The sequence below is a fragment of the Cupriavidus sp. CPT47-8839-RL05A genome (genome assembly GCF_058792255.1).
The window spans coordinates 46,627-72,738 of the sequence record NZ_JBYTEG010000007.1; the positions used below are offsets into that span (position 1 = coordinate 46,627).

At 67.6% G+C, this 26,112-nt stretch carries 27 protein-coding genes; 18 read left to right on the forward strand and 9 right to left on the reverse strand.

Annotated features, from left to right (window positions below):
- Positions 1-74: 74 nt before the first annotated feature.
- The 3 genes from AC3WVS_RS10025 to AC3WVS_RS10035 form a co-directional block, all read right to left on the reverse strand.
- A complete protein-coding gene (locus tag AC3WVS_RS10025) occupies positions 75-1,601 on the reverse strand; it encodes an amidase family protein (protein WP_492318495.1) in 1,527 nt (508 codons plus the stop codon).
- 93 nt (positions 1,602-1,694) lie between these two features.
- Positions 1,695-2,999 (reverse strand): MFS transporter, encoded by a 1,305-nt coding sequence (locus AC3WVS_RS10030; protein ID WP_492318496.1) that lies wholly within the window; start codon positions 2,997-2,999, stop codon positions 1,695-1,697.
- 118 nt (positions 3,000-3,117) lie between these two features.
- Positions 3,118-4,338, reverse strand: coding sequence for a pyridoxal-phosphate-dependent aminotransferase family protein (locus AC3WVS_RS10035; RefSeq protein ID WP_492318497.1), 1,221 nt, complete (start codon positions 4,336-4,338; stop codon positions 3,118-3,120).
- 180 nt (positions 4,339-4,518) lie between these two features.
- On the opposite strand from AC3WVS_RS10035, the gene AC3WVS_RS10040 reads away from it, so the two are divergent.
- The 8 genes from AC3WVS_RS10040 (at position 4,519) to AC3WVS_RS10075 (ending at position 13,640) form a co-directional block, all read left to right on the forward strand.
- A complete protein-coding gene (locus AC3WVS_RS10040; RefSeq protein ID WP_492318498.1) occupies positions 4,519-5,238 on the forward strand; it encodes a GntR family transcriptional regulator in 720 nt (239 codons plus the stop codon).
- A gap of 177 nt (positions 5,239-5,415) precedes the next feature.
- Entirely contained in the window at positions 5,416-7,467 is a 2,052-nt protein-coding gene (locus AC3WVS_RS10045; RefSeq protein WP_492318499.1) for a LamG-like jellyroll fold domain-containing protein, read from the forward strand.
- A gap of 85 nt (positions 7,468-7,552) precedes the next feature.
- Entirely contained in the window at positions 7,553-7,786 is a 234-nt protein-coding gene (locus tag AC3WVS_RS10050; protein ID WP_492318500.1) for a hypothetical protein, read from the forward strand.
- 49 nt (positions 7,787-7,835) lie between these two features.
- Positions 7,836-9,992: a phosphocholine-specific phospholipase C gene (locus tag AC3WVS_RS10055; protein WP_492318501.1), complete on the forward strand. Its 2,157-nt coding sequence runs from the start codon at positions 7,836-7,838 to the stop codon at positions 9,990-9,992.
- A gap of 149 nt (positions 9,993-10,141) precedes the next feature.
- On the forward strand, positions 10,142-11,029 hold the full coding sequence (locus tag AC3WVS_RS10060) for a LysR substrate-binding domain-containing protein (protein WP_492318502.1): 888 nt from the start codon (positions 10,142-10,144) through the stop codon (positions 11,027-11,029).
- Between the two features lie 124 nt (positions 11,030-11,153).
- A complete protein-coding gene (locus AC3WVS_RS10065) occupies positions 11,154-11,855 on the forward strand; it encodes an HAD family hydrolase (protein ID WP_492318503.1) in 702 nt (233 codons plus the stop codon).
- A gap of 4 nt (positions 11,856-11,859) precedes the next feature.
- On the forward strand, positions 11,860-12,882 hold the full coding sequence (locus AC3WVS_RS10070; RefSeq protein WP_492318504.1) for a M14 family zinc carboxypeptidase: 1,023 nt from the start codon (positions 11,860-11,862) through the stop codon (positions 12,880-12,882).
- Positions 12,879-13,640, forward strand: a complete 762-nt coding sequence (locus AC3WVS_RS10075; protein ID WP_492318505.1) for an alpha/beta fold hydrolase — start codon at positions 12,879-12,881, stop codon at positions 13,638-13,640. The genes AC3WVS_RS10070 and AC3WVS_RS10075 overlap by 4 nt, the downstream gene beginning before the upstream one ends.
- Here AC3WVS_RS10075 and AC3WVS_RS10080 read toward each other — a convergent pair.
- The 4 genes from AC3WVS_RS10080 to AC3WVS_RS10095 form a co-directional block, all read right to left on the reverse strand.
- Positions 13,626-14,213 (reverse strand): TetR/AcrR family transcriptional regulator, encoded by a 588-nt coding sequence (locus AC3WVS_RS10080; protein ID WP_492318506.1) that lies wholly within the window; start codon positions 14,211-14,213, stop codon positions 13,626-13,628. The genes AC3WVS_RS10075 and AC3WVS_RS10080 overlap by 15 nt on opposite strands.
- A 208-nt stretch (positions 14,214-14,421) precedes the next feature.
- A complete protein-coding gene (locus AC3WVS_RS10085; RefSeq protein WP_492318507.1) occupies positions 14,422-14,934 on the reverse strand; it encodes a copper resistance protein CopQ in 513 nt (170 codons plus the stop codon).
- Between the two features lie 410 nt (positions 14,935-15,344).
- The gene (locus AC3WVS_RS10090; protein ID WP_035816210.1) at positions 15,345-15,911 is read right to left on the reverse strand and encodes a TetR/AcrR family transcriptional regulator; all 567 of its coding nucleotides are present in this window, start codon (positions 15,909-15,911) and stop codon (positions 15,345-15,347) included.
- Between the two features lie 273 nt (positions 15,912-16,184).
- Positions 16,185-16,580, reverse strand: coding sequence for a hypothetical protein (locus tag AC3WVS_RS10095; protein WP_492318508.1), 396 nt, complete (start codon positions 16,578-16,580; stop codon positions 16,185-16,187).
- A gap of 376 nt (positions 16,581-16,956) precedes the next feature.
- On the opposite strand from AC3WVS_RS10095, the gene AC3WVS_RS10100 reads away from it, so the two are divergent.
- The 5 genes from AC3WVS_RS10100 (at position 16,957) to AC3WVS_RS10120 (ending at position 19,972) form a co-directional block, all read left to right on the forward strand.
- Entirely contained in the window at positions 16,957-17,961 is a 1,005-nt protein-coding gene (locus tag AC3WVS_RS10100) for an alpha/beta hydrolase (protein ID WP_492318509.1), read from the forward strand.
- Between the two features lie 183 nt (positions 17,962-18,144).
- Entirely contained in the window at positions 18,145-18,429 is a 285-nt protein-coding gene (locus AC3WVS_RS10105; RefSeq protein WP_492318510.1) for a hypothetical protein, read from the forward strand.
- A gap of 89 nt (positions 18,430-18,518) precedes the next feature.
- Complete coding sequence (locus AC3WVS_RS10110) at positions 18,519-19,211, forward strand: alpha/beta hydrolase (RefSeq protein ID WP_492318511.1); 693 nt, start codon at positions 18,519-18,521, stop codon at positions 19,209-19,211.
- 60 nt (positions 19,212-19,271) lie between these two features.
- Positions 19,272-19,640, forward strand: coding sequence for a hypothetical protein (locus tag AC3WVS_RS10115; protein ID WP_010812498.1), 369 nt, complete (start codon positions 19,272-19,274; stop codon positions 19,638-19,640).
- Positions 19,641-19,738: 98 nt separating this feature from the next.
- Positions 19,739-19,972: a hypothetical protein gene (locus AC3WVS_RS10120; RefSeq protein WP_010812497.1), complete on the forward strand. Its 234-nt coding sequence runs from the start codon at positions 19,739-19,741 to the stop codon at positions 19,970-19,972.
- Between the two features lie 413 nt (positions 19,973-20,385).
- Here AC3WVS_RS10120 and AC3WVS_RS10125 read toward each other — a convergent pair whose 3' ends face one another.
- Positions 20,386-21,516 carry an AGE family epimerase/isomerase gene (locus AC3WVS_RS10125; RefSeq protein WP_492318512.1) on the reverse strand — a complete coding sequence of 377 codons (1,131 nt, stop codon included), beginning with the start codon at positions 21,514-21,516 and terminating at the stop codon, positions 20,386-20,388.
- A 136-nt stretch (positions 21,517-21,652) separates the two neighbouring features.
- On the opposite strand from AC3WVS_RS10125, the gene AC3WVS_RS10130 reads away from it, so the two are divergent.
- The 3 genes from AC3WVS_RS10130 to AC3WVS_RS10140 all read left to right on the forward strand — a co-directional run bounded on the left by AC3WVS_RS10130 (position 21,653) and on the right by AC3WVS_RS10140 (position 22,716).
- Entirely contained in the window at positions 21,653-21,901 is a 249-nt protein-coding gene (locus AC3WVS_RS10130; RefSeq protein WP_492318513.1) for a hypothetical protein, read from the forward strand.
- 239 nt (positions 21,902-22,140) lie between these two features.
- Positions 22,141-22,419, forward strand: a complete 279-nt coding sequence (locus AC3WVS_RS10135; RefSeq protein WP_492318514.1) for a hypothetical protein — start codon at positions 22,141-22,143, stop codon at positions 22,417-22,419.
- A gap of 24 nt (positions 22,420-22,443) precedes the next feature.
- A complete protein-coding gene (locus AC3WVS_RS10140; RefSeq protein ID WP_492318515.1) occupies positions 22,444-22,716 on the forward strand; it encodes a DUF6566 family protein in 273 nt (90 codons plus the stop codon).
- 15 nt (positions 22,717-22,731) lie between these two features.
- On the opposite strand, the gene AC3WVS_RS10145 is transcribed toward AC3WVS_RS10140, so the two are convergent.
- Positions 22,732-24,366, reverse strand: coding sequence for an acyl-CoA synthetase (locus AC3WVS_RS10145; protein ID WP_492318516.1), 1,635 nt, complete (start codon positions 24,364-24,366; stop codon positions 22,732-22,734).
- Positions 24,367-24,634: 268 nt separating this feature from the next.
- Between AC3WVS_RS10145 and AC3WVS_RS10150 the strand changes: the two genes are divergently transcribed.
- Complete coding sequence (locus tag AC3WVS_RS10150) at positions 24,635-25,339, forward strand: Crp/Fnr family transcriptional regulator (RefSeq protein WP_492318517.1); 705 nt, start codon at positions 24,635-24,637, stop codon at positions 25,337-25,339.
- Between the two features lie 121 nt (positions 25,340-25,460).
- Entirely contained in the window at positions 25,461-26,102 is a 642-nt protein-coding gene (locus AC3WVS_RS10155) for an AraC family transcriptional regulator (protein WP_492318518.1), read from the forward strand.
- Positions 26,103-26,112: the final 10 nt, after the last annotated feature.

A 26,112-nucleotide genomic window follows, 5' to 3' on the forward strand; every position in this document is an offset into this window, starting at 1 on the left:
TGTCCGCGACCTTGTCGCCGCCGTGTCCGGCTGGCGTTTGTCGAGCAGCGATAAAACTTCGTTCCGGCGCGCGCCTATTCCAGCGCGGGCGTCGAGTGCGGCGGCCGGCGCGCGCGCAAGGCCTGCTCGGCCGCATAGGCCAGCCGTATCAGCACGGGTTCGGTGAAGGGCAAGCCAAAGAACTCCAGCCCGACCGGCACACCCTGCGGTGCATTGCCGTCTGGCGCCGAAAATCCGGCCGGAATCACGATGGCCGGAAAGCCGGTGGCCGACGCGAGCACGCCATTGCGCTCTGCCTGGATCTCGCCGACCGGCGCCACCAGGCGCCGCTGGTGCGGAAATGCCAGCGCATCAAGCCGGTGCCGCGCCATCAGGCCCTGCAGCCGCTGGCGCAATGCCTGCTGGCGCTGCAGGCGTTCGCGGTACTCCCCTTCCCGCTCGCTCAGCGCTGCCGCGGTGTCGAGGGTTCCCGCCACGCTTGGATGGACCGAACCGGCAGCGATGATGTCCTTCATCGATCGCACCGGGACGCCGGGGGGCAGCCCCGCCAGGTAGGCATCGAGATCGCGCGCCATCTCGTAGTGGTGCACAAGCGTGGACGCGAGCAGCTCGTCCGGGCTGATCGCGTCTTCAATCGCGACCAGCTCGGCGCCTTGTGCCGCGATGGTCGCCAGCGCTGCCTGCATCACGGCGTTGACCGGACGGTGCACATCCTGATCACCGAAGAAATGCCGCAACACGCCGATGCGCGCGCCCCTGAGTCCGTCGCGGTCGAGGCTGGCGGCATAGCTCGCCGGGATGTGGGGCGCGCCCTGGCTGGTGACCGGGTCGGCCGGATCATGGCCGGCGATGACATCGAGCAGCAGCGCCGTATCGGCGACCGTGCGGGTGATCGGGCCGATGGTGTCCTGCGTCAGCCCGCAAGGGACCAGCCCGGCCCGGCTGATCAGGCCCATGGTCGGACGCAGGCCCACCAAGTTGTTGGCCGAGGCCGGCGAGCGGATGGAATTGACCCCGTCGGTGCCGATGCCAAGCAGGCCGAAGCTGGCGGCGATGCCGGCGCCGGTGCCGCCGCTGGAACCGCCGGGCGTGCGGGTCAGGTCATAGGGATTGAGGGTCTGGCCGGACAAGGTGCTGACGGTCTCGCCGCCGGAGGCAAGCTCGTGCAGGTTGGTCTTGGCCAGCACGATGGCACCCGCCTCGCGCAGCCGGCGGATGACGAAGGCATCGTCGCTGGACAGGTTGCCGCGCAGGCAGGCGGCGCCGGCGGTGGTTTCCATGCCGCCGCATTCGATGTTGTCCTTGACCAGCACCGGGATGCCATGCAGCAGCGCCAGCGGCCGCGTGGGGTTGCGGCCCGCCATGGCGTCGATGCGGCCGGCCTCTTCCAGCGCCTGCGGGTTGGGCTGCAGGATGCTGCGCAGGGCGGGGCCGCCCTGGTCATAGGCCGAGATGCGCGCGAGGCAGGCGCTGGCCAGTTGGCGCGCCGTCAGCCTGCCGTCGCGCATCGCGGCATGCGCGCTGGCAACGGTGGCTTCCACCACGCTGAACGGCGCGTGATGGCCGGGGCCGTCTGGCACCGGTTGGTACGAGTTTGTCATGAGAGCCTTCCATGCGCCGGCAAGGGCGCGAAGTGTTTGCGAGGTGATGGCCAGGCGGGGCAGCGGCACGGTGCCGCACCCCGCTTTGTCTCGCTATCGGTTGACCAGGCGGGCAGGTATTGTCCAGATGCAGAACGCACCCAGCATCAGCATCCCGGCAATCATGTAGTAGGCACTGTTGCCGCTCTGGGTCACGTCGCGCAGGTAGCCGATCATGTAGCCGCTGGTAAAGCCGGCAAGGTTGCCGATCGAGTTGCTCATGGCGATGGCCGTGGCCAACGCCGCGCCGCTGAGGAAAGCCGTCGGCAGGGACCAGAACAGCGGCGTGCAGGTCAGGATGCCGGCTGTGGCGATCGACAGGAACACCAGGGACAGCGCGGTGCTGTGCATGACCCAGGGCAACGCCAGGAAGCCGATCGCACCCATCATGCACGGGATGATCAGGTGCCAGCGCCGCTCGCGGTGCTTGTCGGCGCTGCGACCGAAGAAGTACATCGCGACAATGGCCGCCATATACGGTATCGCGCTCAGCATGCCGATATGGAGCGGGTCGCTGACACCGGTCGACCTGATGAACGTGGGCAGCCAGAGCGTGATGCCGTACTGGCCCGTGACATAGCAGAAGCAGATCAGGCTGATCAGCCAGACGCGCGGATCGGTAAACACCTTGCCGACGCGTGCCTGCGGGTCCACCGCCTTGACGTCTTCCGACTTGGCCAGTTCAAGGACCTGCTTCTCCGCGCTGGTCAGCCACTTGGCCTTGGCAATGGAGTTGTCCAGGTAGTAGAAGCAGAAGCAGCCCAGCAGCACCGCCGGCACCGCCTCGATGATGAACATCCATTGCCAGCCGCCCCAGCCAGCCACGCCGGCCATGCTGCCCATCAGGTAGCCGGACAGCGGGTTGCCGATGATGCCGGACAGCGGCGAGCCCATGCAGTAGATGGCCATGATCTTGGCACGCCGTTGCGACGGGTACCAGCACGACAGGTAGTACACGATGCCTGGCGTGAAGCCGGCTTCGGCCAGGCCCAGCAGGAAGCGCAGCGTGTAGAACTGGGTTGGCGTCTGCACGAAGGCAAAGCACGCGGAGAGTATCCCCCACGTGATCATGATCCGGCCGATCCATACCTTGGCGCCGAACTTGTGCAATGCCAGGTTGCTCGGCACCTCGAACAGGAAGTAGCCGATAAAGAAAATCCCGGCGCCCAGCCCGTAGACGGTTTCGCTGAAGCCCAGTTGCTGCGACATCTGGAGCTTGGCAAAACCTACGTTGACACGATCGAGATAGGCGATCAGGAAGCAGACCATCAGGAATGGCACCAGCCTCCAGCTCACCTTGCGATAGGTCGCATCCTCGAACGTCCTGATCTTTGTTCCCGCCTGCAGGGTTGTATCCACAGCGTCTCCTCTGTTTTTTGTCAGGTACGGCAGTGCTGCGCTGATCCGTTGCGATCAGTCCGGCGGGGGCGTTGCGCACGCGCGGCGCCCGCCCCCGTCTCGGAAGGCAGTGACTGCGTCAGGCGGCAGCCTTGAGCGACAGCGGCGTCGCGTGCGCGGCGAGATAGTCCATGGCGGCGACGGTGCCGCTGCCCGCGAGCGCGACGCCCGAGATCTTCAGGCCCATCTCGCAGCCGGCCAGCGTGGCCATCAGCGTGAGGTCGTTGCAGTCGCCCAGATGGCCGATACGGAACATGCGGCCCTTGACCTTGCCCAGGCCGGCGCCGAGCGACATGTTGAAGCGGTCATAGATGTTCCTGCGCACCACGTCCGCGTCGATCCCCTCGGGCATCATCACGCCGGTCAGCACCGGGCTGTAGACGGCCGGGTCCGCGCACTGGATCTCCAGGCCCCAGGCCTTGACCGCGCGGCGGCAGGCTTCGGCCAGGCGCTGGTGGCGGGTGAAGACGTTGTCCAGCCCTTCCTCAAGGATCATGTCGAGGGCTTCGGACAGGCCATAAAGCAGGTTCGTGCTAGGGGTGTAGGGCCAGTAGCCGGTCCGGTTCATCTCGATGATTTCATCCCAGCCCCAGAAGCTGCGCGGCAGCCGGGCCGTGCGGGAGGCTGCGATGGCCTTGGGCGAGACCGCATTGAAGCTGATGCCGGGCGGCAGCATCAGGCCCTTCTGCGAGCCGGACACGGTCACATCCACGCCCCACTCGTCATGCCGGTAATCGGCGGACGCCAGCCCCGAGATGGTGTCGACCAGCAGCAGCGCCGGGTGTCCGGCCGCATCGATGGCGCGGCGCACGGCGGCAATATCCGAGGTCACGCCGGTCGAGGTCTCGTTGTGCACCACGCACACCGCCTTGATCGCATGCGCAGTGTCGGCACGCAGGCGGGCCTCGATCATGTCGGCCTGCACCCCGTGGCGCCAGCCCTCCACGCCCGGCAGGCCGAGGAACTCGGGCTTGATGCCCAGGTTCTCGGCCATCTTCTTCCACAGCGTGGCGAAGTGGCCGGTCTCGAACATCAGCACCGTGTCGCCGGGGCTCAGCGTGTTCGACAGCGCCGCTTCCCAGGCGCCCGTGCCCGAAGCCGGATAGATCACCACCGGCTGCTCGGTCTTGAAGATCTTCTTGATGCCGTCCAGCACCTTGAGGCCCAGCGCGCCGAATTCCGGGCCGCGATGGTCGATGGTCGGATAGCTGATGGCGCGCAGGATGCGATCGGGAACCGGGCTCGGTCCGGGGATCTGCAGGAAGTGGCGGCCGGCGGGATGGAAGTTGAGATTCAGCATTTGACTCCTCCTGTTGAGTTTTGAATGCAAAATACTTTATCAGAGGAGTGACGGAAAAACAGCGGAGATTGCGTGGAAATTCTCTAGCGTTTACCCGACAAATTAAGGGTTTACCTGCGTTTTTGAGTTCCAGTTGAGAGTCTGCTAAAATTGAACGCAATCACGCGATAGGAATTTTGAATGCAAATTGTCGCCACTTCCGGCACGGATTCGCCGGCTCCGGTACTGCCCAGGCTCGAACGGCAACGCTTGCACGACACCGTGGTGGCCCACCTGCGCACGTTCATCGTCGAGGGCACCCTGGAACCGGGCAGGAAGCTCAATGAGCGCGAACTGTGCGAGACCCTGGGCATCTCCCGCACGCCGCTGCGCGAGGCCCTGAAGGTGCTGGCGGCGGAGGGGCTGATCGATATCTCGCCCAACCGCGGCGCGACCGTATCGCGCCTGTCCGGGGCGGAGATCCAGGACACGTTTGAGCTGATGAGCGGGCTGGAAGCCTTTTCCGGCGAACTGGCCTGCGAACGCATCACGGCCGTCGAACTGGCCGAGATCAAGGCCCTGCACTATGCGATGCTGGCCTGCCGGGCAAATGACGACCTGCCCGGCTATTACCGGATCAACCACCAGATCCATGACCGCATCAACCTGGCGGCCCGCAATTCGGCGCTGCGCCAGACCTATTTGTCGGTGAACCGGCGGCTGCAGGCGCTGCGCTTCCGCTCCAACTATCAGAAGCCGAAGTGGGACAGCGCCATCCACGACCACGAAGAGATGCTGCAGGCACTTGAGGCGCGCGATGGCAAGCGGCTTGCCGCCATCCTGCGCCAGCACCTGCTGGACAAGCGCGACGCGGTGCTGCTGATCCAGGCAGGCGATGCCGTTGGCACGCCCCAGGCATAGGACGCTGGCGCCACCCTCACCCCAAGAATCCGAATAGCCCCATCAGCATTCTTTGCCCCGCTGTCACCACGGTGACAACCCCGGTTCTTACTCTGCGAGCGCATTGCGGCAAACGCAATCCGCCACGCGGCACCTGCCGCCGGCGCACAACAACGCAGATGAACAGGGGAATCAGAGATGGCAGGGAACCTTGCACCGGGCAGGCTGGCGGGGATGGCGCGCGGCCGTGTGCTGGCCGCCACCATGATCGCCGCACTGGCGGCAACACTGGGCGGCTGCGGCGGCGGGGATGACGCCGCGCCGACAACCGCACCGAACGACACCACCATCAAGACCCCGCCGCCTGCCGGTGCCGGCGGCCCGCGCGTGCTGCTGGTCGGCGTGGACGGCGCCACCTATGCCCAGGTGCAGGGCGCGCTCTTGCGGCGTGAGCTGCCCAACCTGGCCCGGCTGAACCTGGTGCCCACCGCCACCGGCGGCATGCCCGGCACCATCACCGCGCAGCCGCCGCTGGACGCGCCCAGCTGGGCCACGGTGCTGACCGGCGCCTGGGCCAACCGCCACGGCATCGAAGACGATACCGGCAGCACCGCACTGCGGGCCCCCACCGTATTCCGCTACCTGCGCGCGGCCGGCAAACCCGGCCTGCAGCAAGGCGCATCCACCAGTTCGGGGGTGCTGCCGGGCCTGCTCAAGGCCGAGCAGGAAGCGGGCATGCTCGATACGCTGGTTGACTGCGCCGCGGTCGACAGCTGCGTCACGCAGAACGCCGTGCGGCAGGTGCAGTCCGGCTATGGCGTGGTGTTTGCGCAATACAGCGCGCCGGCACAGGCGGCGGAAGCCGGCGGCTTCGGCAACGGCGCCTATGCCACGGCGCTGGCCGGCATCGACAAGGCGCTGGGCGAGCTGCTCGGCGCCGTGGCCGCGCGCAGCCAGGGGCAGCCCGGTGAAGACTGGCTGGTGATGGTCACCACCAGCCACGGCCTGGATGCCACCGGCGCCACCACCACGGTGCCGACGGTGGAGAACCGTACCGCCTTCCTCGCCACCAACAAGGCGCTCAACGGCGCGCTGGCCAGACCTGGCGCGGCAGCGCCGGACACCCCGGCGGACCTGTCCGCGCTGCCGACCGAAGCCGATATCGTCCCCACCGTGCTGGCCCACGCCGGCGTGGCGCTTGACCCGGTCACCACGCGGCTGGACGGTTCGGCGCTGACCACTGCCACCGCCGGCGTGCGAGCCATCGGCGCCAGCATCAGCCAGTACAACGATGCCATCACGCTGAGCTGGCAGCACCCGACCGAAGCCTTCGGCGTCACCCGGGTGCTGCGCGACGGCGTGCAGATCGCCTCGCTGGGACCTGAGGCGCGGCAGTTCACCGACAAGGCCTTCAACATGGCCACGGGCCTGTACCAGTTCAACTACACGCTGGTGCGCAACGACGTGCCGGTGTCGTACCTGGCGCAGATCCACTACGTCAAGCCGGTCACGCTGGCACCGACGCTGCTCAATGGGCTGGCCACGTATTTCAGCCTCGACAGCAAGCCGTTCGCCGACGCGAAGAACGCCGCCACGCTCGGCCCGTGGGTGGCAAGCCTTGACGGCGGCACGCTGGCTGCCGACAACTTCAGCGGCCAGTCGCTGCAGCTGGACTCGCGTGTCGACAGCTACAAGCTGGCATACAACGCCGCCGATATCACCCAAAGCCCGCAGTTCACCATCGGCTTCTGGTTCCGCACCGACTGCAGCCAGGGCAACGGCACCGGCGAGCCCATCCTGTCCAACAAGAACTACATCTCGGGCGGCAACCCCGGCATTGCCGTGGCGCTGTTCGGCAGCTGCGAGATCCGCTTCAACCTGGGCAGCGGCAGCGGCAAGCGCGACGACATCAACGGCATGAAGGTGTCGGCCAACCAGTGGGCCTACCTGGCGCTGTCGGTCGACGCGGCAGCCAGGCGCTTCAGCGCCTATGTCATCGATCCGGTGCTGGGCTTGCAGAAGACCGAGAACAAGGCAATCGCCAACACCGACGTGACCAAGCTGGCCGGACTCGGCACCGGCTGGGGCGTGAACGACGATGCCACGCACAACTACGTGGGCAACAACCCCGGCGCGCTCAAGGGCGTGATGGGCTTCAACGACCTGGCGATGTGGACGCGCGTGCTGTCGCTGGACGAACTGAAGGCCATCACCGGCGCACGCCAGCCGCTGTCCACGCTGAATCCATAAATCCGGCTGGAACCCGTTTCGTCATGGAACGGGTCCCTCACCGACCCTCCCCCCCCCGCCCGATCCCCTGCAGGAGATTGACACCATGACTTTCCGACCTTCCTTCCTGGCGCGGCCGCACTGGCTCGCCGCCGTGCTGATGTGCGCAGCGCTCGCCGCCTGCGGCGGCGACTCCGGCGACAGCCCCACCGGCTCGCCCAACGCGGCACCGACCACGCCGGGTGCCCCCGGCACCGGCGGCAACCCCGGCCAGGGGAATGGCAGCGACCAGCCTGGCGAGACGCCCGCCGTGAAGCCGCAACTGCGCTGCGCGCCCTGAAGCCGCACCGGCCCGTCTCCTCCTCCAGAAACCACCCGGCACAGAATCCATGAACCCGCAAAGCAGACGCAACTTCCTCAAGCTCGCCGGCGGCAGCGCCGCCGCCACCGCCGCGCTGGCGGCCTTCCCGCCGTCCATCCGCCGCGCGCTGGCGATCCCGGCCAACAATGCCACCGGCACCATCCGCGACGTCGAGCACGTGGTCATCCTGATGCAGGAAAACCGCTCGTTCGACAACTACTTCGGCACGCTGCGCGGCGTGCGCGGCTTTGGCGACCGCTTCCCGATCCCGCTGGCGGGCGGCCTGAACGTCTGGCAGCAGACCTATACCAACGGCAGCACCACCCGCACCGTGCTGCCCTACCACCTCGACAGCAGCGCCGGCAATGCGCAGCGCGTCAGCGGCACGCCGCACTCGTACCCGGATGCGCAGAACGCCTGGGACCTGGGCCGCATGAACAAGTGGCCGACCTACAAGCAGACCCAGTCGATGGGCTACTACACCGAGGCCGAGCTGGACTTCCAGGTAGCGCTGGCCAATGCCTTCACCCTCTGCGACGCCTATCACTGCAGCTTCCACGGCGGCACCAACTCCAACCGCCTGTTCCACTGGACCGGCACCAACGACCCCAGCGGCGCCAACGGCGGGCCGGTGATCGACAACAGCGGCGACTCGTTCACGGGGTCGGCCCCGGCCTACACCTGGAAGACCTACCCGGAGCGCCTGGAAGCCGCCGGCGTGAGCTGGAAGGTCTACCAGAACATGCCGGATAACTTCACCGACAACCCGCTGGCGGGCTTCAAGCAATACCGCGACGCCAATGCCGCGCGCGGCAACCAGGCCAACGGCAGCCCCTACCCGGCATACACCAGCGCCGACGACGCCATCAGCCCGCTGCTCAAGGGCGTGGCCAACACCATGCCTGACGGCGGCTTCCTGCAATCGCTGCGCGACGACGTTGCCGCGGGCAAGCTGCCGCAGGTGTCGTGGATCGTGGCGCCGGCGACGTACTCCGAGCACCCCGGGCCTTCCAGCCCGGTGCAGGGCGCCTGGTATACGCAAGAGGTGCTGAATGCCCTGACCGCCAACCCGGCGGTCTGGAGCAAGACCGTGCTGCTGATCAACTTCGACGAGAACGACGGCTACTTCGACCACGTACCGCCGCCGTGCGCGCCCGCCTACGACGGCGACACGCTGGCCGGCGCCACCACGCTCGACCCGCAACAAATCAAGCCGGAATACCACGTCGACAGGCACCCCTACGGCCCCGGCCCGCGCGTGCCGATGTACGTGGTCTCGCCATGGAGCCGCGGCGGCTGGGTCAACTCGCAGGTGTCCGACCACACCTCGGTGCTGCGCTTCCTGGAAGCCCGCTTTGGCGTGGCCGAGACCAATATCAGCAGCTTCCGCCGCGCCGTGGCGGGCGACCTGACCTCGGCCTTCAACTTCGTCAGCCCGAACACCAACCCGCTGCCCACGCTGCCCAACCGCGACAAGGCCAGCGCCGATGCCATCCGCACCGCGCAAGGCGTGCTGCCGCAAGTGCCGCTGCCTTCGGCCAGCAGCCAGCAGATGCCGCAGCAGGACACCGGCACGCGCCCGTCGCGCGCCCTGCCCTATGAGCTGCACGTAAGCGCCCGCGAAGACGCCCGCGACCAGCGCGCGGTGTGGCTGCTGTTCAGCAACACCGGCACCGCGGCGGCGGTGTTCCACGTCTACGACCGCCTGCACCTGGACCGCGTGCCGCGCCGCTACATGGTCGAGCCGGGCAAGGAACTGCATGGCAGCTGGGACGTCTTTGCCAGCGACGACGGCAAGTACGACCTGTGGGTGCTTGGCCCCAACGGCTTCCACCGCGCCTTCCGCGGCAACGTGGGGGCCGTGACCGCGGCGGGTGCCAGCGCGCCGGAGATCCGGGTCTGCTATGACATCGCCAACGCCGCGGTGTACGTGGACATGATCAACACCGGCAGCGCCCCCTGCACCTTCACCGTGCAGCCCAACGCCTACCGCACCGACGGTCCCTGGACCTACGAGGTGCCGGCCGGCATGCAGCTGCAGCAGCACTGGCCCGTGGCCCGCCAGGGCAACTGGTACGACTTCACCGTCACCACCGCGCAAGGCGGCTTCACGCGCCGCTTCGCCGGGCGCATCGAAACCGGCAAGGACAGCGTGTCCGATCCGGCGATGGGCCTCAACGGCTGACGCGCAAGTCGCCTGACGGGCAGCGCTGCGCCCGCCCCCCGGCCGCTCCGGCCGCGGGCGGGCGTAGCCGTTTTGTCACATTGGCCCGCTAGACTGCGCGGTCGTCCGGGACCTGTCCGGGCTGTCCCCCAACTTTCCTGCGGATGACCATGCTCGGCGACCTGCTGATGACCTTTTTCGAAGTGGCGCGCCAGGGCAGCATCACCATGGCGGCCAGGCAGCTGCGCATCAGCCAGCCCACCGTCACCGGCCGCATCCGCCAGCTGGAAGAGACCTACGGCGTGGAGCTGTTCCACCGCCGCGCCAGCCGCGTCGACCTGAGCGACGTGGGCGTGGCGCTGATGCCGGTGGTCGAGCAGCTGATGCAGCAGGAAGGCAATGCCGACTACCTGCTGCGCAACGCCGGCAACCTGCGCTTCGGCAACCTGCGCATCGGCGCCACCGGCCCCTACTACATCCTGCGCGCGGTGGCGGCGTTCCGGCAGCGCTACCCGGCGATCGACGTGAGCCTGGACATCGGCAATTCGCAGCAGATGCTGGAGGCGCTGTTCGAGTACCGCATCGACGCCGCGGTATCGTCGCACCCGGTGGACGACGACCGGCTTGCCTGCATCCGGCTGGCGACGGACCCGATGGTGCTGGTGGCCCATCCGGACCATGCGCTGGCGCGGCTGGCGCAGGTCGAGCTGCCGCAACTGCGCGGCTGCCACCTGCTGGTGCGCGAGCACGGCTCGATGACGCGCAAGGCCACCGAGACGGCGCTGGCCGCGTGCGGGCTGGAGTTGCCGCCGCACACCGTGATCGGCAGCCGCGAGGCCATCTACGAGGCCATCCGCCAGGGCCTGGGCGCCAGCGTGGTGCCGCTTGGCGAGGTGCCGCGCGACCCGCTGCTGCGCGTGGTGCCGTTCGCACAAGGCGCGCCGGTGCTGCATGAATACCTATACTGCCTGCAGAGCCGGCGCGAGACCCGGCTGGTCGGCGCCTTCCTGGACTGCGTGGCGCTGGACGAGCCGACCGCCGCCACCCACGCCGCCTGACACCCGCATGCCTGCCGCGCCAGATAAAGCGCCAATGCCGGTATCGGAAAACTTGGGTCCTTCATCACCGCGCGGTCACCACGCCGCGCCAAGCTTGCCGGTTTCGCCAACTGAGCTATCCCGCATGCCCGCTGCCCCCCGCCTCGCCCTGTTTGACCTCGACCACACCCTGCTGCCGCTCGACAGCGAGTATGAATGGGCCCGCTACCTCGTCGCCGTGGGCGGCGCCGAGGCCGCCGAGATCGATGCGCACAATGCACGCTGGCTGGCCGCCTACCAGGCCGGGCGCCTGGACTTTGCCGCCCATGCCCGCTTTGCGCTGGGCCTGCTGGCACGCCACCCGCGCCAACGCCTGACGCAATGGCGCGCGGACTTCATGCGCGAGGTGATCGTGCCCGCGATCCGGCCCGATGCGCTCGACCTGCTGGCGCGCCACCTCACCGCCGGCGACCTGTGCTGCATCGTCACCGCGACCTGCCGCTTTGTCACCGAGCCGATCGCGCGCCAGCTGGGCGTGCCGCACCTGCTGGCGGTAGAGGCCGAACATGACGCGCACGGCGAATTCACCGGCGCGCTGGCCGGCGTGCCGGCCTTCGGCCCCGGCAAGGTGCTGCGGGTGCTGGCATGGCTCGACACGCTGGGCATTGCGCACACGGCGCTGGCACAGGCCACCTTCTATAGCGACTCCCGCAACGACCTGCCGCTGCTCGAAAGCGTTGGCCACCCGGTCGCCGTCAATCCCGATTCGGCGCTGCGAGACGCGGCCGAGGCGCGCGGGTGGCCGGTCTTGCGCCTGTTCGGCACGGCCGGCGTGCCGGCCGCCTGAGCCCATGCACCCGCACGCCGGCTTCCCCGAGTACGACCAGCTGCTGGCCTTGCTGGATACGGGCAGCCACGTGCTGGATACGCGGGTGGTCTGCGAAACCATGGTGCAGGGCCATCGCTTCGGCGTCCATGTCGCCACGCTCGGCAGCCGCGATCCGGGCGCGCCGGCGATCGGCATCTTCGGCGGCATCCACGGGCTGGAACGCATCGGCACGCAGCTGGTGCTGGACTACCTGCGCTCGGTGCTGAGCCGGCTGGCGTGGGACGAGCTGCTGCACCGCGAACTGCAGTCGGTGCGGCTGGTGTTCATGCCGATCGTCAACCCCGGCGGCATGTGGGCCGGCACCCGCGCCAACCCCAACGGCGTCGACCTGATGCGCAATGGCCCGCAGGACGCCGATGCGCGCGTGCCCTTCCTCGCCGGCGGCCAGCGCATCGGCGCCTGGCTGCCCTGGTACCGCGGCCCGGCGGGCGCGCCGATGGAAGCGGAAAGCCGCGCGCTGCTGCGCGTGGTGCAGGAAGAACTGCTGCCGCGCCCGCTCAGCTTTGCGGTGGACTGCCATTCGGGCTACGGCTGGCGCGACAGCATCTGGTTTCCGTACGCGGGAACGCGCCGGCCGATGGCGCACCTGCCCGAGATGTACCTGCTCAAGACGCTGTTCGAGCAGGCCCACCCGCACCACGGCTACACCTTCGAGCCGCAAAGCCACCAGTACCTGCTGCACGGCGACCTGTGGGACCATGCCTATGACCTGACGCCGCACGGCAACCTGTTCCTGCCGATGACGCTGGAACTGGGCTCGTGGCTGTGGATCAAGAAGAACCCGCGCCAGCTGTTCTCGCGCGAGGGCATCTTCAACCCGATCAAGGCGCACCGCACCGCGCGCGTGCTGCGCCGGCACGTGAGCCTGTTCGACTTCCTGGGCCGCGTGGCCTTTGCGCCGGATCGCTGGCGGCCGCGCGGCGTGCAGCGTGACGACCTGCTGCTGCAGGCACGCGCACACTGGCAGACGGAGCCGCCGCCATGAGCCGATGGGTATTCTTGCGGGGACTGACGCGGGAATCGCGCCACTGGGGAAGCCTGCCGGCGCGTTGGGAAGCGGCCGGGCTGGGCCGTCCGCTGCTGCCCGACCTGCCCGGCAACGGCGCGCTGTCCGCGCAGCCGGCGCCGTGGAGCGTGCCTGAGATGGTCACCGCGGTGCGGCGCCAGTTGTCGGCCACCGGCGCGCACGGCCCCTACCGCGTGCTGGCGATGTCGCTGGGTGCGATGGCCGCGACCGAGTGGGCCAGCGCCTATCCGGAGGAAGTCGGCGGCCTGGTGCTGGTCAATACCAGCATGCGGCCGTTCTGCACGCCCGCACAGCGCCTGCGGCCGCGCAACTGGGGCAAGCTGCTGCGCGTGGCGCAGCGCTGGCAGGACCGCGCGTACTGCGAGCGGACCATCCATGCCATCACCTGTGCCCGCACCGATACGCTGGCACGCGATCTCGAGACCTGGCAGGCCATTGCCGCCGACGCGCCGGTGAGCCGCCAATCCGCGCTGGCACAGTTGCTGGCCGCGGCCCGCTATCACGCCCCCGCCAGTGCGCCGCGCTGCCCGGCGCTGCTGCTTGCCTCGGCGGCAGACCGCCTGGTCAACCCGGTGTGCTCGGCGCGCATCGCGCAAGCCTGGGACGCGCAGTTGCTGACGCACCACTGGGCCGGGCATGACCTGCCCCACGATGACCCGCAGTGGCTGTGCAATGCCGTCGCCGGCTCGGTGATACTGACACTAAGCGGCGGCTAAGGCCTGCTCCGCCGGCATGGCGCTGGTCAGCAGCGCCGCCGCGGCATCGAGCCGGTCCGGCGTGCCAAACAGCCGCGCACTGATCAAGCCGTTCTGCAACGCCCCGAACACCACCTGCGCCAGCTGCTGCGGCGGAATCGGATAGGGCGACTTGCGTTGCGCCGCGGCGCGCTCGAACAAGCTGGCCAGCCATTGCTCATTGAGCCGGATAAAGTCCTGCATCGCGGCGCGCACCGCGTCCGGCAGCATCAGCACGTCGGCCGACAGCATGCCCACCAGGCAAGCCTGGTCGGTGCCGGCACCCGCGCGCAAAGGCGCAAGGTATTGCCGCGCCTGCTCCGCGGGCGGCAGGCTGGCGTCGATCGCATCCAGGCGCGCCCGCCTGCGGGTGCCGTATTCGCGCACCGCTTCCCGCACCAGGTCGTCCTTGGACGGGAAGTAATAGTGGATGCTCGAGGTCTTGACCCCGACCAGGTCGGCCAGGTCGCGGTAGCTGAAGCCGTTGAACCCCCTGCGGCGGATCAGCGCCAGCGCATGTTCGACCAGTTGCTCGCGTACGGATCGGGTGTTCATGGCATCAACTCCTGGTCTTGCTGCCGCGCCGTTCAGGCCGGCAGCGATTGTGCGATCAGCGTGATGAGGGACCCGCTTGCGAAGCAAAGCCCTACCCATCCGCCAAGGATCAGCGCAGTGTCACGCCAACGCATGATCAACTCCTGAAGACGGGCCGCACCCAGGCGGCCCGGCGGGTTTCAATGGCCGGCAGCACGCCGGCCGGCTCTCAGGCGATGGCGCCGTCGGTATAGGGGTCAGCCTTGCCCACGCGCGCACCGTCGGTGTACGGATCGAAGCTGCGCGACGGTTGGGCCGACACACCACTGCGGTCCAGGCCGGCTACCGTGCGCGCGCCGTCGGTGTACGGATCGAACTTGCCCACGCGCGCGCCTTCGCTGAACGGGTCGAACTTGCCGCTGCGGTAGTTGTAGCCGTAGCTGTCAGCCGGCACGTTGGCCGCTACCGTGCGCGCGCCGTCGGTGTACGGGTCGGGCTTGCCAACGCGTGCGCCTTCGGTGAACGGATCGAACTTGCCGGCGCGGGCGCCTTCCGTGAACGGATCGAACTTGCCGGTGCGGGCGCCGTCGGTGAAGGCATCGGCCTTGCCGACGCGGAAGGCGTAGCCGTACTTGTCGCCGGCCGAGGTGCTGTCCTGCACGCTGGCGGCTTGCGCAACACCGCCCGCGAGCGCGGCGGCAAGGGTGGCGGCGGTAATCAGGGTCTTGGTGATCTTGGTCATGATGGGCTCCAGGGTGCGATGTTTCGGGATCGCGTAATTAGGTGTCAGTGGCTTTGCAGGTCGGTCTTTCGCTTCCACATCTACTGGTAGATAGATAACTGGTCCTGAAAAAATGACCGCCTCCGGTCATGCAATGGGACCGCCACGTTCTCGCCTTGTCTTGCTTGTTGCTGGCGGTGCAGCGCTTCCATGAGTCAAATACTATCTACTACTAGGTAGATAGTCAAGAAAAAACATTTCTATCGGCCCGATAGCCTATGCCTTTCCTGGCTCTATCTCATTGTTTTAAAAGCGCTTATGACCGACCCCAAGGCGTCGGTGGCGAACCGGCTGGGTGTCAATAAAAAGCCGCCATGCAGCTTGCGCCACATGACGGCCTCAGACGCGCCACTGATAATTGCGCGAAAACCTTAGCCGGCGACGGCGGCCATCAGCGTATCGGCGGCGGCTTCCACCCGGTCGGAGGTCCCGAACAGGCGCGCCGCAATCAGCCCGCTCTGCAGCGAGCCGAACACCACCTGCGCCAGCCGCGCCGGCGGCACCGGGAACGGCGTGCTGCGCTGCGGCTGCGCGCGTTCCAGCAGGCCCGCCAACCATTGTTCGTTCATCAGGTAGAAGCCCTGCAGCATCTTGTGCACGGGCTCCGGCAGGCATAGCGTCTCGGTCGACAACATGCCGCACAGGCAGATCTGGTCCGAGCCGCAGCTGGCGCGGAACGGCGCCAGGTAGATGGCCGCCTGCTCGGTCACCGGCAAGCTGGTGTCGATGGAGCGGATGCGTTCGGCCAGGCGGGCGCTGTATTCCTTCACCGCCTCCTGGACCAGGTCTTCTTTGGTCGGGAAGTAATAGTGGATGCTGGAGGTCTTGACCCCCACCAGCTCCGCCAAGTCGCGGTAGCTGAAGCCGTTGAAGCCGCGGCGGCGGATCAGGACGAGGGTGTGCTCGAGCAGTTGCTCGCGTACCGATTGCGTTTTCATGAAAGCAGTTTATCTATGCGAAGATAGACGCTCAAGTTGAAATGCCCCGGGGCTGGGGTAATTCCCTAGCCTCGGGGCATGTTCTCAGGATGCTTTAGCCTGGCAGGACCTGCGCGGCGAAGGTGATCATCGAGCCACTCGTCACGCAAAGGACCAGCCATCCGCCAAGCAGCAGGACGCTGTTACGCAAACTCATGATGGACTCCATCGGACGGCAGTCAGCGTGACCGCCGCCGTAACGTTGTTGGCCGCCGGCCCCACAGCCGGCAGCAATCAGGCCAGGGCGCCGTCGGTGTAGGGGTCAGCCTTGCCGACGCGTGCGCCGTCCGTGTACGGGTCGAAGCTGCGGGCCGGCTCGGCCGACACGCCGCTACGGTCCAGGCCAGCCACGGTGCGGTAGCCGTCCGTGTAGGGGTCGGTCTTGCCGACGCGTGCACCGTCGGTGTACGGGTCAAACTTGCCAGCGCGAGCGCCTTCCGTGAACGGGTCGAACTTGCCGGTGCGGGCCCCTTCCGTGAAGGTATCGAACTTGCCGGCGCGGTAGCTGTACCCGTACTTGTCGCCAGCCGAGGTGTTGTCCTGCACGCTGGCGGCTTGCGCCACGCCGCCTGCGAGTGCGGCGGCAAGGGTGGCGGCGGTGATCAGGGTCTTGGCGAACTTGGCATTCATGATGGGCTCCTGGGTGCGATGTTTCGGGATCGCGTCAATTCGGTATCAGTGGCTGTGGCAGGTCGCTTGTTCATACCGCATCTATCAGTAGATAGATTCCAGGTGCTGAAAAAATGACCGCGCCGGTCATGCAATGGGATCGCCACTTTTCCGCCCGTTCTTGCTTGCTTCCGGCGGTGCAGCGGTGCCATGGACTCAATCTTATCTACTACTAGGTAGATAGTCAAGGCAAAAGTTTTATATCGAGCAGATAGCCCCTGCCGACAGTGCAGATATGGACTGAAATCCACTTGGGGCATGCGTGCGAATGAACTTTTCTTCACCCGGACGCCGATGGCCTGCTAGCCTGAAGGGAACGCCATCCCGAAACGTCACCATGCCTGAAGGCCCCCGCCCCGCTCAGCCGGCATCCCGCCATCGCTGGCTCGCCACCGCCGCGGCACTCGCCGTGGCCGCGGGTGTTGCGCGGCACCTACTGTTTCGTGCGGTGGAACGCAAAGCCTTTGTCACCCCGACGGATGAAACAAAGGATGCGGCAGCATCCGACATTTCAGCCCTGACGGTGCGCCATGCCACGTTCGCCAGCGGCGATCGCATCCTTCACGCCGCCTTCATGCCCGCAGCGGACCCCGAAGCGCCGGCGCTGATGGTGTGCCACGGCGACAATGAGAGCCTGCCCGACTGGGCCCCGGTCCAGGCCATGCTGGCCGGCGCGGGCATCGCCTCCTACGTCTTCGACTACAGCGGCTACGGCCGCAGCAGCGGGCGGCCAAGCGTGCGCCGGCTGCGCGAGGATGCGCTGGCCGCCTACCGGCAATTCCTGGCGGCCACGCCGCAGGCAAAACGGCGCGTGGTGCTGGGGCATTCGCTGGGATCGGGCATCCTGCTGGAGGTGGCACAGCGCTTCGACCCGCAGCCCGACGGCTATGTCATTGCGGCGGGCTTCAGTTCGGCGCGCCTGGCCGCGGTGCAGACCGGGCGCATACCCGCATGGGCCGCGTGGTTGCTGCCGGATCCGTGGAACAACGCTGCGCGTGCCAGCCGGCTGGAGCGGCCTCTGCTGGTGGTGCACAGCCGTGACGATGCCGTGATCGTCCCACCCCATGCCGAACGCGTGGCCCGTGCGGCCAGGCATCTGCATGCGCTGGTGATGCTGGACGCCATGCCGCATGACGCAGCCATCCTGCCGGAACATATCGAGGCATTCTGGCCGCCGATCCTGCGCTTTGTGCGCGCGCAGGACGGCGATGCCATGCAGGCGCTGTTGGCAGGAAACGACGCGAAATATGAAGGCGATCCGCCTGGCAACGCGGATCAGGCAGGCACATCGACCAGTCGCACAGGCACATTGGCGACAGCAAGCGGCGAGCGCAGGCAGTAGGGTCGCGGGACGGCCGGACCATGGCCGAACAATCTACCGCAGACGTCCGCCACCGGCAATCATCCTTGTGGGCGAGGCGCCACGGCGAGATGCCCGAGAGACTTTTTGCCGAATTCTTGTCTATATTGGTCCCCATGGCACGAGCATCGCTATTTCGCCGTTGACAGCACTGGAGGTACTGCCATGCGTTGGCTTGCAAACCTGTTCAGTCCGCCGACCCCGGAGAAAATCGCCGAGAGGGAACTGCAAGACATGAGGCTGACGCTGTTCCAGGCCGAAAGGCGCTTGCTCGAAGCGCAAATGCAGGTGGCCTACTACCGCGACATGGTGGCCTTCCTGGAAGACGTCGCGGCCAAGGGCGTGGAGGACGTGGTCGACAAGCGCCGCGCGACGCCGCCTGTGATGCCGGAGCTGCCGGCACGCACGCCTGGCCTCACCACGGTCCCTATCGTTCCGTCCGCGGCCTGACGCAGCCGGGGCAGGCCCCGACCTGTGCGATACTCGCGCTGCCTGGCGCCCGTGCGGCGCGCAGGCGCATATCCACAGGAACCAGCCCCATGAGCGAACTGCTGCCCGCGATCGAATTCGAAACCGCGCCCAATCCCGCCTGCGCCGTCATCTGGATGCATGGGCTGGGCGCCGACGGCAGCGATTTCGCCCCGGTCGTGCCTGAGCTGCGCCTGCCCGCAGCGCCCGGCGTGCGCTTTATCTTCCCGCACGCGCCGGCTATCCCCGTGACCTGCAACGGCGGTTATGTCATGCCGGCCTGGTATGACATTTATTCCCTCGATGAATCCGGGCGACGCGCCGATGAAGCCGGCATCCGTGCCTCTTGCGAAGCCATTCGCGCACTGATTGCGCGCGAGAACGCCCGTGGCATCCCCACGCACCGCATCGTGCTGGCAGGCTTCTCGCAGGGCGGCGCGATTGCCTACACCGCCGGGCTGAGCCATGCCGAGACGCTGGCCGGCATCGTCGCGCTGTCCACCTACATCCCTGCGCCGGCAGCGCTGGCGGCCGAGGCCAGCGCCGCCAACGCCACCACGCCCGTGTTTGCCGCCCATGGCACGCAGGACGACGTGGTGCCGCTGCAACTGGGCGTCGCCGCCCGCGATTTCGTGCAGGCGCGGCAGCACCCGGTGACCTGGAACACCTATCCGATGGGCCATTCGGTCTGCCTGGAAGAGATCGCCGCCATCGGCGCCTGGCTGGCAGCGCGCTTTGCGCAGGCAGCCACCGCGCAGTCCTGATCCGCTCCCTGACAAGATGATTGCCGGCCGCTGCGCCGCGCATCGCATTACCCTGCAAGCATGACCCTCGCCCCACTGCCCAGGATCGATTTCAATACCCGCAAGGCGCTGCTGTTCGCACTCGCCGCCGAACGGCTGTCGGCCTACTACGAACACCGCCAATGGATGACCGACGCCCAGGGTGCGACGCTGGCCGGCGAATGGCTGTCGCGCTCGAAGCTGCAGTTGCCGCTGTCCGAGCGGCGCCTGTTGTCCGAACTGAGCGACCAGTTTGCACGCCAGCTGGCTGAGACCCTGTCACGCGAGGCCGGCCTGTACGCCGCGCACGAGATGATGGAAGCCCTCGATCCCAACTACCAGTCTGCGTTTGCCTACGACATGCTGGAAGAATGCGAGCGGCTGCTGCATGAAAACGGCGTGACGGAATAGCGGGCCGGACGGCGGGCGGCGTTTGCAAAGATTGACAGTTGCATTGCGCGCGGGCGCGTAAACTTCGCGCACTGATGACGCCCCCCTTCCCGCCTACCATGGAACGCAAGCACTGCCTGGCCTGGATCGCGCTGAGCATGATCGCAGCAGCCTTGCTGACACTGCTGTGCCTGATCCTGAATGACCACGCCGAGACCCAGGCCGCCAAAAGGGTCGAGCAAATGGCCGTCCGGGTGAAGCCCGCGGGCGCAGGCCTGATCCAGACCCACGCTGCGTCCCCGGCCGCTCAACAGCCGGAGCGGCTGTCGCAGGCCCTCGGCGCGCGGCGCTGAGCCGCATCGGGTGCGCCCCGGCCCGTAACTTCAGAACGACGACCAGTGGTTAAGAAGAACAACAGCACGTGCCGGAGCGCGGGCTTGAGTGTAGGCGCGGTGCCCACCGACGACTGCAAAGAATTGATAAGAGCGCGGTAGCCGACTACCCCTCGGCCGAAGCAGAGCCAGACCGGATAATCTTCACGCCGATATAAGGTATTCGAAATCATGACCGCTGACCAGGACACGCGCAGCAGGGGATGCCTGTCAATCGGCCGATGCAGGTGTATAACCGGTCAGTTGCATGCCATCGCCAGCATTGGATGGCAGGGCTGGCAGCATGGAACGCTGCGCGCAGCCTGCTCGGCAGGCTGCGCCACAGATAAACGGGGGGAGCCGCGCGCGGACGCGCACGAAGTGCGCAGGGTGGCCTAAGCCCCTGGCCATGCCGGCCACGCCGCGCCGGTCAGCGCGGCGAGCGCCGAGTAGGACGTCGCCAGGTGATACGGGGAGGTCGATGGCATGTCGGCGCGCATCACGCTGCCCGAGCGCGCCAGGCATTCATGCCAGCCGTGATCGTGCAGGAAGCGGCTGCGGAACTGCTGCGTCCAGGCTTCCAGCGCCGCCAGCGACTCCGGCGCGCCATGCACGGCGAGCGCGCGCGCGTATTCGGTCTGCGCCCAGATGCGCTGGGTATCGTCCAGCATGGTGCCGTCGGCGTTCAGTGCCGCGCTGACGCCCTGCGTCGACGGCACCACGCCGTGCCGCTGCGCGAAGGCAAAGGCCTGGCGCAGCGTATCGGCCAGCGGCAAGTCCCCGAACAGCGCCGGCGTGCCGGCCACCAGCGAGAACCACTCGAACTGATGGCCCGGCTCGATGCGGTTGCCGGGGCTGCCTTGCGGGAGCTCGGCAATGCAGCCGCTGGCCGGATCGACAAAGCGCTCATGCACCGCCATCGCGATCTCGCGCAGGCGTTCGGCATACCATTCGTCCCCGGTCGCATCCAGCGCGGCCAGGTAGGCCTCGGTCAGGTGCATGATGGGGTTCTGCAGCACGCCGGCACCCTTGGGCCGGAAATGCTCGGTAAGCGCGGCGTGGTACAGGCCCTGTTCGTCGCTGAAGAGGTCCTCGACGACATCGACGGTTTCATCGAGCACGTCGAGCGCGTCAGGATTGCCGCGCCGCGCATGATAGTTGGCGCAGGCGAAGATCACGAAGGCATGCGTATAGAGGTCGCGCGTGGCATCGAGCGGCGTTCCGGCCGGGTCGACGCTGTAGAGCCACGCGCCCTCGCCATTGCCGAAGTAGGCCTGCAGCGAGCCGAAGAGCGTGTCGGCATGCGCATGGTTGCCGGCCATTGAGAACACATAGAGCTGGCGGGCGCATGCCATGGCGCGATAGCGGGCCGGCGGCAACGGCGCGGCACTGGCGCCGTCGAGTGCCTCGTAGGGCAGCAGCAGGTCGCCGTTCCAGCCGCTGGCGGTCCACAGCGGCAGCACGGTGGCATCGTAATGTGCCGTCAGGGCGGCGACCCCTTGGTTGAGCTCAGGCGAGATGGGCATGGTCTGGCGGAAAGTACAGGCGCGGCGAAGGCCGCAAAGGCAGTATCTTGCCATGCCGCGGCCGCAAGACAGTCATGGCATTTGCGGCGAGCTCTTGCTAGCATCAATGGCGCCCACCCGCGAACGGGAGACACCCATGTCGACTTTGCCCCTCACGCTGACTGACGAGCACCGCACATTGGTGCTTCACGTCCTTGAAGATGCACCCGGCCAGTTCACCTGGCGCATCGTCATGGAAGAACGCTGTGGCGCCGCCGACGAGGATTGCACCGTCGCGGCGCCATCCACCTACGGTTCCCGCGCAGAGGCCGAGGCCGCCTGCTGGGCCGCCGGCAACGGCATACTGAACGGTCCGCGCGCCGCAGGCGAACTGCACGCCACCTGAAGCCCCCACGGCATCGCGCAACACTTGCACTACGTGCCGCGTGTCCTAGTCTGGAAGCGTGGCAGTGGCAACGCGGGGTATGCATTTACCTGCGGTTTTCCGTTCCGGCCACGCCCGGGCAACGTATGCTGCCCGGGGCGCTTCCTGCCACCTGCCTGTCATATTCCTGGCCTTAACTGACCTGGTCGCCATGCCGCCCCTAGAAACGGGCACGGTGGGCAAGGCCGCAGGAGCATGCAATGGATAAGCCGGTCGTCACGCCCCAGCGCTTCGTTGAACTGATGAACGAGCGCCTCACCAAGCATCCCCTCTTCCGCGAGGGCATGCGCGTCTATGCCATCCCGCAGCACACCGACCATCCGCGCAGCCTGGTCTGCGTGGGGCCGCGCGGCACCGAATGCGTGTGCGCCACCATCGAAAACATCGTGCGGGGTGAATGTGAGGTGTTCCCCGACATCGATCAGGACTGGCACCGCCCGCCAAAACCCGGCACCCCCGCCGAGTTGCGGGTGCGCTGAGTTGCCCCGGCGCGCCCGACGCCTATGCCCAGCGGATGGCATGACCAGAACGTGACCTACCGCGGCCACCGCATCCATGTCGCGGCGCTGCGCTATGGCGGCCAGCATGACGGGTGGTGGACGCTGCGCGCGGAGATCTGGCATCACGGCAACAAGCTGGCGCTGCCCTGCCCGGCCGCGCAGACGCGCTTTGGCTGCGCCACCGACGCCACGTGCGCAGGCATTGCCTGGGGGCGCGAGGCCATCGACACGCACATCGCCGGCCTGCACGATGCCGAGGACGCGGCGCTACACTAGCGCCGCTTCGGCCCATCAAACATCGATCGCGGAATCCGACTTCACCTTGCGGCGCAGCTCGAACTTCTGGATCTTGCCGGTCGAGGTCTTGGGCAGCGGCCCGAAGTAGACCGCCTTGGGCGCCTTGAAGCCCGCCAGCAGCGTGCGGCAATGCGCGATCAGTTCTTCCGCGCTGACGCTGGCGCCGTCTTTCAGTTCGACAAACGCGCATGGGGTCTCGCCCCATTTGGCATCGGGCTGCGCCACCACCGCGGCGGCCAGCACCGCGGGATGCCGGTAGAGCGCGTCTTCCACTTCAACGCTGGAGATGTTCTCGCCGCCGGAAATAATGATGTCCTTGCTGCGGTCCTTGATCTTGATATAGCCATCGGGCATGCATACGCCCAGGTCGCCGGTATGGAACCAGCCGCCGGCAAAGGCCTCGCGCGTGGCCTTCTCGTTCTTGAGGTAGCCCTTCATGCAGATATTGCCGCGGAACATGATCTCGCCGATGGTCTCGCCATCGGCCGGCACCGGCTGCATGGAATCGGGATCGAGCACCGCCACCTGCGACTGCAGGTGATAGCGCACGCCCTGGCGCGCCTTCCTGACCGCGCGCTCCTGCTCGGACAGCGCGCTCCAGTCATCCTGCTCGGCGCAGACCGCGGCCGGGCCGTAGACCTCGGTCAGGCCATAGACATGGGTCAGCTCGAACCCCATCGCCTCCATCTGCGCCAGCACCGCGGCCGGCGGCGGAGCGCCGGCCACCATGCCGCGCACCGGGCCGCGCACGCCCTCGCGCCACGCGGCGGGTGCATTGACCAGCGCGGTATGCACGATCGGCGCGGCGCAGTAGTGGGTCACGCCCTCTTCGCGCATCAGGTCGAACACCAGCCTGGGCTCGAACTTGCGCAGGCACACATTGACGCCCGCGCGCGCCGCAACGGTCCACGGGAAGCACCAGCCGTTGCAGTGGAACATCGGCAGCGTCCACAGGTAGACCGGGTGCTTGGGCAAATCCCACTCAAGGATATTGGACACGGCATTGATGGCCGCGCCGCGGTGGTGGTAGACCACGCCCTTGGGGTCGCCGGTGGTGCCCGAGGTGTAGTTCAGCGCGATGGCTTCCCACTCGTCGGCCGGCATGTGCCACGCGTAGTCCGGGTCGCCCGAGGCGAGAAACGCTTCGTAGTCGGCGTCGCCGAACGGAGCCTCTTGCGGGCCCAGCACGTCATGCACGGCAATGACTTTCAGGCCGGGAATTTCCAGCGCCATCTGGCGCGCCAGGTCGGCAAACTCGGTATCGGCCAGCAGCACGCGCGCCTCGCCATGGCGCAGCATGAAGACCAGGTTGGCGGCGTCGAGGCGGATATTGAGCGCATTGAGCACGGCGCCCGCCATCGGCACGCCGAAATGCGCCTCCACCATGGCCGGCGTATTGGGCAGCAGCGCGGCCACGGTATCGCCCTTGCCGATGCCGGCACGCGCCAGCGCGCTGGCCAGGCGCCGTGCGCGCGCATAGGTGTCGCGCCAGTTCTGGCGCAGCGGGCCGTGCACGATGGCCAGGCGCTGGCCGTACACCTCGGCGGCGCGGACCAGGAAGTCGATGGGCGTAAGCGGCACGAAGTTGGCCGCGTTGCGGGCCAGGCCGCTGTCGAAATCGGTGGGCATTGCTTGTGTCTCCGCGTATCTGGCGGCGTTGGCGGCAGGGCCGCGCAACAGGCCGCGTGATGCTGTCGATGCGCTGCATGGGTGCAGCGATGTCCGGGGCGAGGTGACCATTGTCCGCGCCATCCGGCGCTGTCACTTTTTCTGGCACAAGGCTATCATCGCACACGCTGGCGCACTGTCGCCCAGACGACAAACCTGCCGCAAACCCGCGCCAGGCAAGGCTTACACGATTCTTACAGGGACCCGGCCCGAGCCGCGCGTCCATGCCATGAGCGAACCTGCAGACCCGATTTCCGCCCCTGCCGCAGTCCTTGCCGGCCATGCCTGGTTCGGCGCACTGGCGCCGGAACACCAGGCGCTGGCCGCGCGCGAAACGCTGCTCCAGTCCTTTGCCGCGGGCGCCTTCATCGCCCGGCGCGGCGAGCCCTCGCGCCACTGGATCGGGGTGGACAGCGGCCTGATCAAGCTGGCGGTGTACACCCCCGACGGGCGCGGCTGCACCTTCTCCGGCGTGCCCGCCGGCGGCTGGTGCGGCGAAGGCAGCGTGATCAAGCGCGAAGACCGCCGCTACGACGTGATCGCGATCCGTGACTCGCAGGTGCTGCTGGTGCCGGGGCCGGTGTTCAACACGCTGCTGGCGCAGAGCCTGCCGTTCGCCAGCTTTGTCGTGCGCCAGCTCAACGAGCGCATGGGCCAATTCATCGCCACCGTGCAGAACGACCGCCTGCTGGGCGCCGATGCGCGCGTGGCGCAGGCCATCGCGCAGCTGTTCCACCCGGACCTGTATCCGCGCACCAGCCCCGTGCTGGAACTGTCGCAGGAAGAGATCGGCCTGCTGACCGGGCTGTCGCGCCAACGCGTCAACCAGGCGCTGCGCCGGCTGGCCGATGCCGGCATGGTCCACCTGTCCTACCAGAGCATCCGCGTGACCGACCTGCCCCGGCTGCGCCACTTCGGGCTATCCGAGCTGTAACGCCGCCGCCACCGGGCGCCGTGAACGATCAAGCGGACGATGCCCGCGGCCTTGCGCCGCCGGTGGAATCCTGCGACAGTTACCGGCCGCCCCCCCGCTCAGCTTCCGGGTTGTCTTCCGCATGCCGCTTGTCAGCCGTCACCACGTCCGCTTTGCCCGCCTGCGCTTCCCCTTTGCCGTGCAGGTACAAGCCCTGCACGGCACGGCCAGCCTGCGCGATGCCAATGCGCGGCGCGAGGTGCGGCCCGGCGACCCGTTCGTGGTTCACGCCTTTGCCCACTTCGACTGCGACTTGCCCGGCACGTGGCAGCACCCTTGCGCCATCGTCCTGACTGCCGTCCCGGACAGTGAATGCCCGCGCCTGGCCGGCAAGCCCGGCGACAGGCCCTGGTCGCGCCGCTTTGCCGGCCTGGTCTTTTCCCGCCCCGATACCGACTGGAATGTCGAGCGCCTGGCCGCGCAATGGCAGGTGCCGGCCCGCCAGGTGCGCGCCCGGCTCTTCGCCGAAGGCGAGGCCCTGCACCCGCTGCTGCGCGAGCAACGCGCCGCCCATGCCCTGCACGCGCTGGCCGCCGCCGGCCCGGTGCCTTCGCTGGACGTGGTGGCGGCGCATGCCGGCCTGCGTTCCGGCAGCGCGCTGGCGCGCAGCTGGCAGAACTGGTTCGGCATCGATGCGGCGCGCCTGGTGGAAGATTGCCGGGCAGGCAGCCGCACCACAGTGCCAACTGCCACCTGGCCCGGACTTGTGCCGACGGCTGCCTGACGCAGCGGCC